This window comes from Halomicrobium sp. HM KBTZ05 (assembly GCF_041530035.1).
In the GTDB taxonomy this organism is placed as follows: domain Archaea; phylum Halobacteriota; class Halobacteria; order Halobacteriales; family Haloarculaceae; genus Halomicrobium.
The window spans coordinates 1,947,773-1,960,570 of the sequence record NZ_CP168057.1; the positions used below are offsets into that span (position 1 = coordinate 1,947,773).

General features: G+C 66.5%; 12 protein-coding genes. 8 read left to right on the forward strand and 4 right to left on the reverse strand.

Annotation, left to right across the window (positions count from 1 at the left end):
- Positions 1–8: 8 nt before the first annotated feature.
- The 6 genes from ACAH01_RS10150 to ACAH01_RS10175 all read left to right on the forward strand — a co-directional run bounded on the left by ACAH01_RS10150 (position 9) and on the right by ACAH01_RS10175 (position 5,789).
- Entirely contained in the window at positions 9–833 is an 825-nt protein-coding gene (locus ACAH01_RS10150; RefSeq protein WP_372479092.1) for a YqcI/YcgG family protein, read from the forward strand.
- 4 nt (positions 834–837) lie between these two features.
- Positions 838–1,386, forward strand: a complete 549-nt coding sequence (locus ACAH01_RS10155) for a cysteine hydrolase family protein (RefSeq protein WP_372479093.1) — start codon at positions 838–840, stop codon at positions 1,384–1,386.
- Positions 1,387–1,444: 58 nt separating this feature from the next.
- Entirely contained in the window at positions 1,445–2,176 is a 732-nt protein-coding gene (locus tag ACAH01_RS10160; RefSeq protein ID WP_372479094.1) for an N-acetyltransferase family protein, read from the forward strand.
- A gap of 38 nt (positions 2,177–2,214) precedes the next feature.
- On the forward strand, positions 2,215–3,432 hold the full coding sequence (locus tag ACAH01_RS10165; RefSeq protein WP_372479095.1) for an NAD(P)/FAD-dependent oxidoreductase: 1,218 nt from the start codon (positions 2,215–2,217) through the stop codon (positions 3,430–3,432).
- A 47-nt stretch (positions 3,433–3,479) separates the two neighbouring features.
- Positions 3,480–4,547: an mRNA surveillance protein pelota gene (locus ACAH01_RS10170; RefSeq protein ID WP_372479096.1), complete on the forward strand. Its 1,068-nt coding sequence runs from the start codon at positions 3,480–3,482 to the stop codon at positions 4,545–4,547.
- 87 nt (positions 4,548–4,634) lie between these two features.
- Positions 4,635–5,789 carry a GAF domain-containing protein gene (locus ACAH01_RS10175; RefSeq protein ID WP_372479097.1) on the forward strand — a complete coding sequence of 385 codons (1,155 nt, stop codon included), beginning with the start codon at positions 4,635–4,637 and terminating at the stop codon, positions 5,787–5,789.
- 42 nt (positions 5,790–5,831) lie between these two features.
- On the opposite strand, the gene ACAH01_RS10180 is transcribed toward ACAH01_RS10175, so the two are convergent.
- The 3 genes from ACAH01_RS10180 to ACAH01_RS10190 all read right to left on the reverse strand — a co-directional run bounded on the left by ACAH01_RS10180 (position 5,832) and on the right by ACAH01_RS10190 (position 8,617).
- The gene (locus ACAH01_RS10180; RefSeq protein WP_372479099.1) at positions 5,832–6,602 is read right to left on the reverse strand and encodes an MBL fold metallo-hydrolase; all 771 of its coding nucleotides are present in this window, start codon (positions 6,600–6,602) and stop codon (positions 5,832–5,834) included.
- A 179-nt stretch (positions 6,603–6,781) separates the two neighbouring features.
- Positions 6,782–7,633, reverse strand: coding sequence for an ArsR/SmtB family transcription factor (locus tag ACAH01_RS10185; RefSeq protein ID WP_372479100.1), 852 nt, complete (start codon positions 7,631–7,633; stop codon positions 6,782–6,784).
- A gap of 111 nt (positions 7,634–7,744) precedes the next feature.
- Positions 7,745–8,617, reverse strand: coding sequence for a dihydrodipicolinate synthase family protein (locus ACAH01_RS10190; protein WP_170094111.1), 873 nt, complete (start codon positions 8,615–8,617; stop codon positions 7,745–7,747).
- Positions 8,618–8,722: 105 nt separating this feature from the next.
- On the opposite strand from ACAH01_RS10190, the gene ACAH01_RS10195 reads away from it, so the two are divergent.
- Positions 8,723–11,467 carry an ATP-dependent helicase gene (locus tag ACAH01_RS10195; protein ID WP_372479101.1) on the forward strand — a complete coding sequence of 915 codons (2,745 nt, stop codon included), beginning with the start codon at positions 8,723–8,725 and terminating at the stop codon, positions 11,465–11,467.
- 126 nt (positions 11,468–11,593) lie between these two features.
- Positions 11,594–12,043: a hypothetical protein gene (locus ACAH01_RS10200; protein ID WP_372479102.1), complete on the forward strand. Its 450-nt coding sequence runs from the start codon at positions 11,594–11,596 to the stop codon at positions 12,041–12,043.
- Here the strand turns inward: ACAH01_RS10200 and ACAH01_RS10205 are convergent.
- Positions 12,040–12,735 carry a hypothetical protein gene (locus tag ACAH01_RS10205; RefSeq protein WP_372479103.1) on the reverse strand — a complete coding sequence of 232 codons (696 nt, stop codon included), beginning with the start codon at positions 12,733–12,735 and terminating at the stop codon, positions 12,040–12,042. The two genes, ACAH01_RS10200 and ACAH01_RS10205, sit on opposite strands and share 4 nt — an antisense overlap.
- Positions 12,736–12,798: the final 63 nt, after the last annotated feature.

The following is a 12,798-nucleotide window of genomic DNA, read 5'->3' on the forward strand; positions in this document are numbered from 1 at the left end:
CCACAGCTATGTCCGACCGGATCGTCGGCGAGCTTCAGGACCAGGCGACCGTCGAGGAACGGGTGGCATCGGGCGCGACGACCGACTGGGTTGTCGATCACTGGACCACGTTCCGTGATGGCCTCCTCGGCGAGCGAAACGGCACGCCGTTCCCGTGCTTTTTCGGGGCCGAATCCGTGGCCAACGGGGACCCGCTGTACACCGCGGTCCCGTCGATGACCGACAAGGACGCGTTGCTGGATCTGGGCCGCACGCTCCTGCGATATCTGGACACGTACCAGGAACACAGCGACCGCGCGTCGCTGGTCGCGTTCTTCAAGCCACCCGAGCGCGACCTCACGGAGGCCCAGTACCACGAGGCGCTGTGGAACATCTTGCAGTTCCTGCACGTCCACGATCCAGCGCCCTGGCCCGAAGAGATCCCGACCGAGCCAGACGATCCCCACTGGGAGTTTTCCTTCGGCGGCGAGCCGATCTTCCCGACCTGCCGAGCACCCTTCTACGACACCCGAAAGAGCCGGTACTGCCCGGTGGGACTGGAGATCACCTTCCAGCCGCGGGCGCTCTTCGAGGACATGGGCGTGACCGCCGATACCGAAGCCGGCGAACACGCCCGGGAGATCATCCAGGACCGACTCGAAGGGTACGACGGCGTCTGTCCGCACGCAGATCTCGGGGACTGGGGCGTCGAAGGGGACCGAGAGTGGCCACAGTACATGCTCTCGGAGGACGAACGACAGGCACCGAGCGAGTGTCCGATCGCGACCAGCCGCGAGCACCCCAAGTCGACGCGGCTGCTGGACGCTCGCGAGGGCGTGGGCCACCCCAACTGAGACGATGTCGGGGACACCGGTACTGGTGCTGGTCGACTTTCAGCAGGGGTTCGACGAACCCGGCTGGGGAACGCGCAACAACCCCGACGCCGAGGCGAACGCGGCACGACTCCTCGCGACGTGGCGGTCGCGTGACCGCCCCATCGTCCACGTCCGCCACGACTCGACGGAGCCCGACTCGCCGCTGCGGGGAGACGCGCCCGGGTTCGACTACAAGCCCGAACTCGCCCCCGCCGACGGTGAGGCGACGTTCCGCAAGCAGGTCAACGGTGCGTTCGTCGACACCGGCCTGGAGGCGTGGCTCCGCGAACGAGGTCACGAGTCGATCGTCGTCTGTGGGCTGACGACCGACCACTGCGTGTCGACGACCGTCCGGATGGGCGAGAATCGAGGGTTCGAGGTGTTCGTCGTGGCAGACGCGACGGCGACGTTCGACCGGACGCTGGAAGACGAGCAGTTCGACGCGGCACTCGTTCACAGAACGGCGCTGGCACACCTCGACGGGGAGTTCGCCACCGTCTTCTCGACGGCGGCGGCCGTCGACCGCTGGTGACGGTCGCGGTATGTGATACCATAGCAACTATTAAGCGCCCGCTCCACCAAGCGGGGGTATGGAGACAGTCGAGCGACCGACGTTCGAGTCTGATACCAGTCGCCGCATCTACGAGTACGTCGAGCGCCACGGCACCGCGAAGCGACACATTCTGCTGGAGCAAAGCGACGCGTCGGCGAAATCGTTCGGCGAACACCTCGACGAACTGAAAGAGCGAGGGTACCTCAGCGAGGACGGCGGGACGATCCGCGTCGCGCTGGACGTGGGGGCAGTCGAGGAGTACGAGACCGACGACCTGTCGGTGACGATCCGGCCGGCCCGCCACGAGGACTTCGACGGCCTCGTCCGGACGATCCGGGACGTCACCGACGAGGAGACCTACGTCGTCGCCGAGACCGTCGCCGAGGAACTGCTCTACGAGGACACCGTCAACCGCCACACGACCGTCGAGTCTCGCGTGTTCTTCGTCGCGACGGTCGACGGCGAGGTCGTCGGGTGGACCCACCTGGACCTGCCGCAACTGGACTCGCTGGCCGGGACCGCCCAGCAGACCGTCGGCGTCGACAGCGACTATCGAGGACGGGGCATCGGCAGCGAACTCCTCCAACGGGGCCTCTCCTGGGCCGAGGCCAACGGCTACCGGAAGGTGTACAACAGCCTCCCGATGACGAACGACCGGGCCATCGAGTTCCTCACCGACCACGGCTGGGACACCGAGGCCATCCGCCGGAACCACTACACGATCGACGACGAGCAGGTCGACGAAGTGATGCTGTCGACGACGATGTAGCGGCCAACGTTGATACGACGGCGCGCCCAACCGACGGTATGCGCGTCGCCGTCCTGGGTGCTGGCTACGCCGGCCTCACACTCGCCCGGAAGCTCGAATCGTCGCTGCCCGAATCGGTCGACCTCGTCGTCGTCGACGAGTCCGAGACCCACGTCGTCCAGCACGAACTCCACCGCGTCGTTCGCCGGCCCGCAGTCGAGGACGAGATCTCGATCCCGCTGACCGACCTGCTGGACTGCGAGGTCCGGCAGGCGACGGTCACGGACGTGGACCCCGAGGCGGGCGTCGCTCGACTGGACGGTGCTCCGGACCTCGACTACGACGTGGGTGCGATCTGTCTCGGTGCCGAGACGGCGTTCTACGACATCGCGGGACTCCGGGAGCACGCCACGCCGCTGAAGCGCCTCGAACACGCCCGCGAGATCCGCGAGCGGTCCCTGGACGTGCTCGACGAGGGTGGGCGCGTCGTCGTCGGCGGTGCCGGCCTCTCGGGGGTGCAGGTCGCTGGCGAACTCGCGGCGATGGCGCGGGAACACGGAGACGAGACAGCCGACGACGAGGGGGCAGACGGCGGAGACGCCGAGATCCTCCTGCTCGAACAGCTCGACAGCGTCGCGCCGAGCTTTCCCGAGGCGTTCCAGCGGGCCGTCGCCGATCAGCTCGGCCAGCGCGGCGTCGAGATCCGCACGAACGCGACCGTCGAAGCCGTCAACGGAGAGACGATCACGGTCGCCCAAGGGGAGGATCTGTCGTACGAGCAGCTCGTCTGGACCGGTGGACTGCAGGGACCCGCTGCGCTGGACGACGAGCGACCGGTCGTCAGGAGCGACCTGCGGCTCACGGGCGACACGTTCGCTGTCGGCGACGCGGCGAGGGTCGTCGACACGGACGGCGAGCCGGTCCCGGCGAGTGCGCAGGCGGCGATCCGAGAGGCCGGGGTCGCAGCGGAGAACGTCACGACACTGGTCGAGCATCGGCTGTCCGGGGCCGGCGGCTTCGAGCCTCGGCTGGCTCGCTACACGTTCGACTCGCTCGGGTGGCTCGTCAGCGTCGGCGACGGCGCGGTCGCACAGGTCGGGGACGGCGTCCTGACCGGCCGGGCGGCGCTCGCGCTCAAGACCTCCGTGGGCGCGGGCTATCTCGGCAGCGTCGGCGCGGTCGAGAACGCCGTCGAACTGGTCCAGTCGGAACTCGGGCTGGCAGTCGACGATGTGGACGACGCGGGCGATCCCGAGGCGGTCGACACAGAGCCCTGAACGGCGAAACCGGAGGGCACTTACCACCGACGGGCCCACCACAGTGCATGCGCATCGCCGACCGCCAGCAGGTCGAGGGCGGGCGCGAGCGGCTGACGCTCGTCCCCGAGACGCTCGACGATCTGTGGCACCTGACGTACGTGATCGAGCCGGGCGACCGCGTCGCGGGCGACACCACCCGGCGGATCCAGCGCGACGACGATCAGTTGCGCGACAAGGGTGGGGAGCGCGAGCCGATGTGGATCGCGGTCGCGGTCACCGACGTAGAGTTCGCGAAGTTCGCCAATCGGCTGCGCGTCGGCGGGACGATCGTCGACTGCTCGCGGGAGGACCAGCTGGACTTCCACCACACGTTCAACGTGGAGGAACACGACGAGATCGAGGTCGAGAAGGTCTGGAAGCCCGACCAGATCGACCGCGTCGAGGAGGCGACCGAGGCGACCGACCAGCCCGACGTGGCGATCGCCACCGTCGAGGAAGGGGAAGCACACGTCCACACCGTCGCCCAGTACGGCACCGAGTCGCGCGCGTCGATCACCTCGACGACGGGGAAGGGCGACTACGCTCGACCGCGAGAGGAGCTGTTCGCGGAGCTTTCGGACGTGCTCCGGCGGATGGACGTGGACGCCTACATCCTCGCCGGCCCCGGCTTCACCAAGCAGGACGCGCTCAAGTACATCCAGGACGAGCACCCGGATCTGGCAGCGGAGATCACGACCGTCGACACCAGCGCCGTCGGCGACCGCGGTGTCCACGAGGTGCTCAAGCGCGGTGCGGTCGAGGACGTCCAGGAGCGGACCCGTATCGCGGAGGAAGCCGAGCTGATCGACGAGCTGATGGAACGCATCGCGACGGGCGCGAAGGTCGCGTACGGCCCCGACGCGGTCGCCGAAGCCGCCGAGTTCGGCGCGATCGAGGAACTGCTGGTGCTCGACGAGCGACTCCGCGAGGAGCGAGGCGAGGAAAGCGAGTGGGACGTGGACGTCGACGAGATCGTCACGACGACAGAACAGAAAGGCGGCGACGTGACCGTCTTCTCCCACGAGTTCGATCCCGGTCAACAGCTCCGTAATCTGGGCGGCGTGGCCGCGCTACTGCGGTATCGGCTACAGTAGAGAGCGAACGGGGCGAAACGGTTTTCATTGGCGACATCTATCTTCAGGTACTGACAGTTCAGCTACCGACCGGAGCCAGTCACCAGAATGTCATTCGAGAATCAGACGGACTTCGCCAGGCAGGTCGCCGATCTCAACAAGTACGGACAGGCGTTGAACCGCTGTGAGAGCGTCGAGGAGGTCGTTTCGATGACGCTGGAAGCGATGTCACTGCTGTTCGACGCCGCCGACAACACGTTCGTGGAAGTGCGAAACGACGATCTGCAGGTCGTCCACAGCACGAATCCGGCGTTGTCGGTCGGTGAAGCGCCGACGAGCGTGGCGCGGCGGGCCTACGAGTCCAGAACGACCGAGGTAGCGAGCGGTGCGGACGCTCGTGTCGCTGCCGACACGGAGACGACCGCGGCGCTGGCCGTCCCGGCGACGATCGTCGACGAGGTGACGGCGGTGCTCGTGATGCGCTCGACGAGTCGGTCCGAGTTCGACGACGCGGTCGTGCGCCCGATGGAGATTCTGGCGTCTCACGCCGCGACGGCGATCAGCAACATCCGATCGCGGGAGCGACTCGAACGGGCCAGACAGGACCTGGAGACGAAAAAGGAGATGATCGAGCTGTACGACCGGCTGTTGCGCCACGACCTGGGCAACGACCTGCAGGTGATCACCGGGTTCTCCGAGGTCCTCGCCGACAAGACCGACGGCGAGACCGCCGCCTACGCCGAGCGGATCAACGAGGCCGCACACAGCTCTGCCGACCTGATCCAGCGGGTCGGGAACCTCGTCTCGACGCTGGAAGAAGAGGAGGAACCGGAACCGAGAGACGTCGCACCCATACTCGAACGGACCGTCAGCGAGGCCGAGACCGGCTACGACGAGTTGACCGTCGAGTTCGACAAGGCAGCCTTCGAGGAGACGGTGTACGCCGGAGATCTGCTCGGATCGGTGTTCACGAACATTCTCACGAACGCCGTCGTCCACAACGACGGAGAGATCACGGTCCGGACGAGCGTCGAGACGAGCGTCGACGACGTGGTGGTCTGCTTTGCCGACGACGGAGCGGGCATCGACCCGTCGGTCCGCGACGAGCTGTTCGAGATGGGCGAGAAAGGCCCAGACAGCAGCGGCAGCGGGTTCGGCCTCGGCTTCGTCCGTGCCCTGACAGAGTCCTACGGCGGCGACGTGACCGTCACCGAGAGCGATGCCGGCGGCGCGGAGTTCCGCGTTCGGCTTCAGCGTGCCTGATACGGCCGCGTGTCCCGGTGCCAGACCGAGACTGCCGGCGGGTCAGGGTGCTGTCGGATCGATCGTCACGGACAGCCCGTCGGCGGCAAAGCGAACGTCGCCGTCGTAGGCCGCCCCGATCGAGTCCAGCATCTCCTCGTGACGGCCCTCCGTGTGAGGGTAGAGGTGGGTGAGGTACACGCGGCCGACGGTGGCCTCGGCCCGATCCAGGGCCGTCCCGAGCTGGGCGGGCGTCGGGTGGTTGGACACGTCCACGTCGTCCGGAAACGAGCAGTCGTGAACGAGCACGGCCGCCCCGTCCGCGAACTCGATCAGTTCCGTGAACGCCTCCGAGTCCCCGCTGTAGACCAGCGCCGGCTCCTCGCTTTCGGCCCGAAAGCGATAGGCGAAACACGACATCGAGTGGCGCGTCTCCATGGCCTCGATATCGAAGCCAGCGAGCGCGAACGGCGCGTCGACGCCGACCTCCTCGATCGTGAGGTCGAGTCGGCCGCGCATGTAGTCGTGCAGATCGAGGAGCCCCTCGATCAGGTCACGGGTCCCCGGCGGTCCGGCGATCGTCAGGTCGGTTTCGCCCGCGAGCCACCGCGCTTTCATGAACACGTCGAGGTCGGAGACGTGATCGAGGTGGTGGTGGGTGAGCAAGACGGTGTCGACGCCCTCGTAGCCAACGTCGGTGCGTGCGAGCGCGTGGAGGACGCCGCTGCCACAGTCGACGAGCAGCCGGTCGGAGCCGTCTTCGAGCAACAGTCCGGACTGGAAGCGAGTGCCAGTAGGCATCGCGCTGCCGGTTCCGAGAAAGGTGAGTCGCATGTCGGATCGCTCGGGGTGGAGGGCCTAAGCGATTTGGATGGGGTCAGCGGGACTGTCTGTCGGGGTGGGCAGGCGGCGGCCATCGGCGAGGGCGGTGGGTGACGGGAACCGCCCGCCGACGGCGCAGATACGCCTACGACGGGTACTCATAAAGCCCCACCTGTGGCTCAAAATCCAGTTTAAGCGTACCTCGTGTACGCCCACCAGACGCCGAGCACCGCGACGACCGTCATCCCGCCGAGGAAGAAGGCCAGCCCCGGAGAGAGCTCCAGCCCGCCGTTTGCCGCCAGATCGGCGGCCTGGGTGGTCGTCTCGGCGGCCAGATCGACCGTCTCCTCCTCGGGGACCGGCGTGTCGGTCTCGGGTGGTGGAGTGGGCGTCGACGTGGCGCTGTCGGCGGGCGTCTCCGTCGCCTCGGCGATGCCGATGTCGCCGCCGTCGCTGGCCGTTTCGGTGGGCGTCGGCGTGTCCGCGGGCGCTTCCGTCGGTGTCTCAGACGTGTCCGTCGTGTTCGCGACGCCGCCGTAGTCGCTGGCACCCGCGCCGTCGCCGCCCTGCGAGGACGGCCCGGCAGAAGTGAACCCGACCGAGAGCCCGTTGCCGAACAGCTGCTCGATGACCAGACTACCGAGCGCGACGACACCCACCACGGGCAGCAGGCGCTTGACCATCGTCGTCAGGGACCGCTTTCGCTCCTCGGTCCCGACGAACAGCACCGTCGGATCGTCCGGCGGCTGGTACACCGTCATCTCCTGACCCTTCTCGGAGTACTGGGTGCCAGCGACGGCGATCAGGTCCTGGTCGTCGAGCTTCTCGATGTGATAGGAGACCTTCTGGATCGACATGTCCAGTCTGTCGGCGATCTCCGACGGCGTGCCCGGCTCGTCGTAGATCTCGTTGAGAATCGCGCGGGCAGTCTCGGAGTTGAGCGCGTCGAGTAGCGGGGCCACCTCGTCGTCGACGCCGACGACCTGGAGTTCCCCCTCCTGTGACGTACTCGTATCGGGGCCTCTGGAGGGCAACAGCGACATATCGAAACCACAGACGGCCAGTGTAATGAATCTCGTGGAGTGTCCGAGCGACGTTTGACCGATCAGCGAGCGAACGAGTGGCCGAGTAAGCCGAGCCTACCGGCCGACGGTTCAGTCTTCCAGCCGCTCGACCAGTTCGCTGGCGGTCGCGTCGTCGAGTGCGACCAGTGGCGGACGGACCGCGGCGTTCTCGACGACGCCCCGCCTGGCGAGGATCGCCTTACAGACTGGCGCGAATCCGTGCTCGGCTGCCGACCGGAACACAGGATCGATCTCGTCGAACTGGACCGCTCTGGCGGCGGCCACGTCGCCGTCGGCGACGGCGCTTCCGGCCCGCCCGAGGGCCGCGGGCCGGACGTGCGTGACGGCGTTGATCCCGCCGTCGCCGCCCATGAGCAGCGAGGGGACGTACTGGGCGTCCCACCCCTGGAGCACCTCGAAGGAGTCGGGCGTCCGGTCCAGCAGTTCGTCGAAGTGAGTCAGGTCGCCACTGGAGTCCTTGATGCCGTCGTAGCGGCCGCGTTCGGCCAGGGACGCGACGGTCTCGACCGCGAGTGACTGCCCGGTCGCACTGGGGATGTCGTAGAGGTACAGCGGGATCGACGCACCGGCCGCGACGGCGTCGAAGAACCGCTCGTTGCCGGCAGGAGCGGCCTGACCGCCGTAGTACGGAGCGACGACGAGCGCCGCGTCGGCACCCGCGTCGGCGGCGGCCGCGATGCGCTCGCGAACGTCTGCGACCGCCGTCCCACCGACCCCGGCCATCACGCTCGCCCGGCCGTCGGCGGCCTCGACGGTCGTTTCGACGACGCTCCGTCGCTCGGCATCCGTCAACGACGCGAACTCGCCCGTGGTGCCACAGGGGACGAGCCTGTCGACACCGCCCGCGACGAGGTGATCGACGAGCGACCGGAGCGACGCGCGATCGAGCGTGCCGTCGTCCTCGAACGGAGTCACCATCGGACAGCCGACGCTGTAGTCCATACCGGAATCGGGAGTGGCAGCGAGTTAGCGCTTGGGAATCGAGATTTCACTTTCACCGTGCGGTCCGAAGGCACTTGTCGTCCCAGTCCTACCCCTCGACAACGAATGGAGGGACGCGAACGGCTCGCGGGCGTCGACCCGGCGTTCGACCCCGAGAGCGTCGCGATCGACGACGGCGACGTGCTGGACCGGCTCGCGCCGGTCGTCCAGGAGTGGTGGGTCGAGCAGTTCGGCGAGTTCGTCCCGCAGAACGGGGGGTTCTTCACCCCGCCACAGAAGGAGGCGATCCCGCTGATCCACGAGCGGGAGAACGCCCTGATCGCAGCGCCGACCGGCAGCGGCAAGACGCTCGCGTCGTTTACCGGCATCGTCAACGAGCTGTTCGCGAAGGCCCGCGAGGACGCCCTCGACAACAGCGTCTACTGTCTGTACGTCTCGCCCCTGAAGTCACTGGCAAACGACATCCACCGGAACCTGGCGGTCCCGCTGAGCGACATCACCGAGAAGCTCGACGAGCGGGGCGAGACCGTCGAGATCCGGCACGCGATTCGCCACGGGGACACGAGCGACCGCGACCGCCAGCAGATGCTGGAGACGACGCCACACATCCTCAACACGACGCCGGAGACGCTGGCGATCTTGCTCAACAGCCCGAAGTTCAAAGAGAAGCTCCGGACGGTGGAGTACGTCGTCGTCGACGAGATCCACAGCCTCGCCGAGAACAAGCGCGGGACCCACCTCTCGGTGTCTCTGGAGCGCCTGGAGGCGCTGGCCGACGGCTCGCCGACCCGGATCGGCTGCTCGGCGACCGTCGAGCCACTCGACGAGATGGCCCAGTTCCTGGTCGGGTGTGAGCGCCACGGCGCGGGCGGCGACGACTGGTCACCCCGCGAGTACGAGGTCGTCGACGCCCGCTTCGCCCGTGACTTCGACGTGGAGTTGACGACGCCCACGGACGACCTCATCGACACCCCGCGAGACGTGATTCAGGGACGGTTCTACCAGCAGCTCCACGAGCTGATTCGGGAACACACGAACACGCTCGTGTTCACGAACACGCGATCGGGGGCCGAACGAGTCTTGCACAACCTCCGCTCGGAGTTCGACGACTACGGGGAGGACAACTCCGGGTGCCACCACGGGAGCCTCTCGAAAGAGCGCCGCCAGGAGATCGAGGAGCGTCTCAAAGCGGGGACACTCGACGTGGTGACGACCTCGACGAGTCTGGAGCTGGGAATCGACATGCCCCACGTCGATCTAGTCGTGCAGGTCGGCTCTCCCAAGTCCGTCGCCGCGCTCCTCCAGCGAGTCGGGCGAGCGGGCCACCAGCTCGGAGAGACCGTCACGGGGCGGGTCGTGGCGCTGGACCGGGACGAGCTGGTCGAGTGTGCGGTGATGCTGAAGAAGGCCACGGAGGGGTTCGTCGACCGGGTGTTCGTCCCCGAACGCGCACAGGACGTGGCGACACAGCACGTCTACGGCATGGCGATCAACGCCGTCCGGCCCGAACGCGAGGCCGAGGCGATCCTCCGGCGTGCCTACCCCTATCGCGAGTACACCGACGACGAGTGGGAGCAGCTCTGTCGGTACCTCACCGCCGACTATCCGGGGATGGAAGACAAGAACGTCTACGCGAAGATCTGGCGAGACACGAACGATCCTCCCGACGGCGAGCACCACTACGAGGAGTATCCGGTGGGCGAACACCTGATCGGCAAGCGCGGGCGGATGGCCCGCGTCATCTACATGACCAACATCGGGACGATCCCCGACTCCTTCACCTGCGACGTGTACACCCGGGCAAGCGACGAGTGGGTCGGGCAACTCGACGAGGGCTACCTCGACACGCTGGAGAGCGGCGACGTGTTCGTGCTCGGGGGCGACAACTTCGAGTATCGGTACCGTCGGGGCTCGAAGGTGTACGTCGACCGGACCAGCGCGCGGCCGACGGTCCCGTCGTGGTTCTCGGAACGGCTGCCGCTGTCGTACGACCTCGGCCGAGAGATCCTCGCCTTCCAGCGCCAGCTCCTGGCGCGACTGGAGGAGGGCGGCCCGCCGGCCGTTCGACTGTGGCTCCGGGAGTTCCCCCTGGACGAGAACACCGTGCGTGCGATCACGCGGATGTTCTCCGAGCAGGTCGCGTACGCCGGCTCGGAGAGCGTCTCGACCGACGACCGACTCGTGATCGAGGTCGCGCTGGACCACGACGAGTACGAGCGCCACTACTACGTCCACTCCGGGTACGGACGACGGTTCAACGACGGCTTCTCGCGGCTCGTCGCATACCGCGTCGCCCAGCGAGCCAGCGCCAACGTCCAAGTCGCCGTCGCCGACAACGGCTTCACCCTCTCGATGCCGCTGAACAGGAAAGTCGACATCGAGGGGATCGTCACCGACATCGATCCGACGGCGGTCCGGGCGGATCTGCGGGCCAGCCTCGACGGGACGGACCTGCTCCAGCGGTACTTCCGGATCAACGCCACGCGGGCGCTGATGATCCTCAAGCGGTACAAGGGCTACGAGAAGTCGGCCAGCGAACAGCAGGTCAACGCCGAGATGCTGCTCTCGTTCGCCGAAGAACTGGGCGAGTTCGCCGTCGTCGAGGAGACGTATCGCGAGATCCTGGAAGACAAGCTCAACGTCGACGCCATCGAGGACGTGACCGGCGCGATCCAGGCCGGCGAACTCGCCGTCGAGACCGTCCGGGTCGACTCACCATCGCCGCGCGCGTTCGGGCTGGCGACGCTGCTGGCCAGCGACGTGGTGCTGGCCGAAGACGAGTCCGCGGTGTTGCAGGCGTTCCACGACCGGGTGCTGGCGGCTATCGACGACGACGCTGGCGAGGTCTGATACCGGCGACGGTTTATTACCCGTGACGATCTGAGGGGACGACAACGGTCGAAAACCGGAGACGATGGGCACCCAAAAGAGGTTTGCCGGTCGGGAAGCTACGCTCTAGCAACGGAGGCGAAGAACATGAACAAGAGACAGGCGTTGCTACTGGCCCTGCTCGACGCCGACGACGAGGGGACGATCAGCGGTCGCACTCGTCTGCAAAAGTTGGTGTTCTTGGCCCAAGAGGAGTTTTCCGACGACCTCGACACGTCAGAGTACGAGTTCTACCCGTACCACTACGGTCCCTTCTCGAAGGATCTGCTAAACGACATCGAAGCGTTGGAACAGACCGGACTCGTCTCTGAGCGGAACATCGATCTCCAGCGCGGTGAGAAGTATATATACGAGCTCGAAGACGACGGGAGAGACGAGCTACGACAGTTCTTGTCGACGCTCTCCCCTTCGGACCGACGGGAGATCGAAGAGCGCGCCGAGCTGGTCGAGACGAACTTCAACGATATTTCGGTGTCTCGATTGCTCGAATACGTCTACAATCAGTACGAGTCGTACGCAGAGGAAAGCGTCCTTTAGTCCGACCCGCCCTCGGGATCCCCCGACGCATCGTCCATTCTCTCGTCTGGTTCGTCGATCGCGGATTCGAGCGCGTCTTCGGCCGCTTGGACGACCTGTTCCCACTCTTCTTCGCTCGGCTCTTGAAGATCGCCTCTGGTCAGTACGTCGCCGTAGTCGTCTGATCCGTCTCTGTCGTGAAAGAAGACCGCCGAGATCGTCTCCCTCTCGATGTACAGGGCGTTGTTTTTGTCCCGATCGCTCTCGTCGCCCGTCGCAATTCGGCTCTCGGGCGAGACGGGCGAGAGGACCAGGTCACCGCCCTCGTCGAACGAGGAATAGCGCGCGACGATTCCGTGCAAAGGAGATTCGAACGAGTCCGTGACGACCGTCACTTCCTTCTCTCGGATCTTCGTCGAGGCGTAGTCCCACGGCTGTTGCTGGTCGTTGAAATTGCGGACCGTCTCGCCGAACAGCCGGTTCGACACGTCGCCGACAAACTCCCCGACGTAGTAGGCCACGGCCATCTGAACCGTGAGTGTGACAACGACGACGAGGAAGGTCAGTCCGTTCGATTTCCCGACTTCAAACGGGCCATATCCGAAGAGACGTAAGAACAGCAGTGTCGGGAGCCAAGAGACCGCTCCGCCACCCAGCGCCGCACCGAGTTTGTCCAGTCGAGACAGGGTGTCGTAGCGATTGCCGCCAGCCATCAGACCACGGTAGAACAGCAGACCCGGAACGAGAATGGCGATGAGGTAAATCGGCCCCAGTGC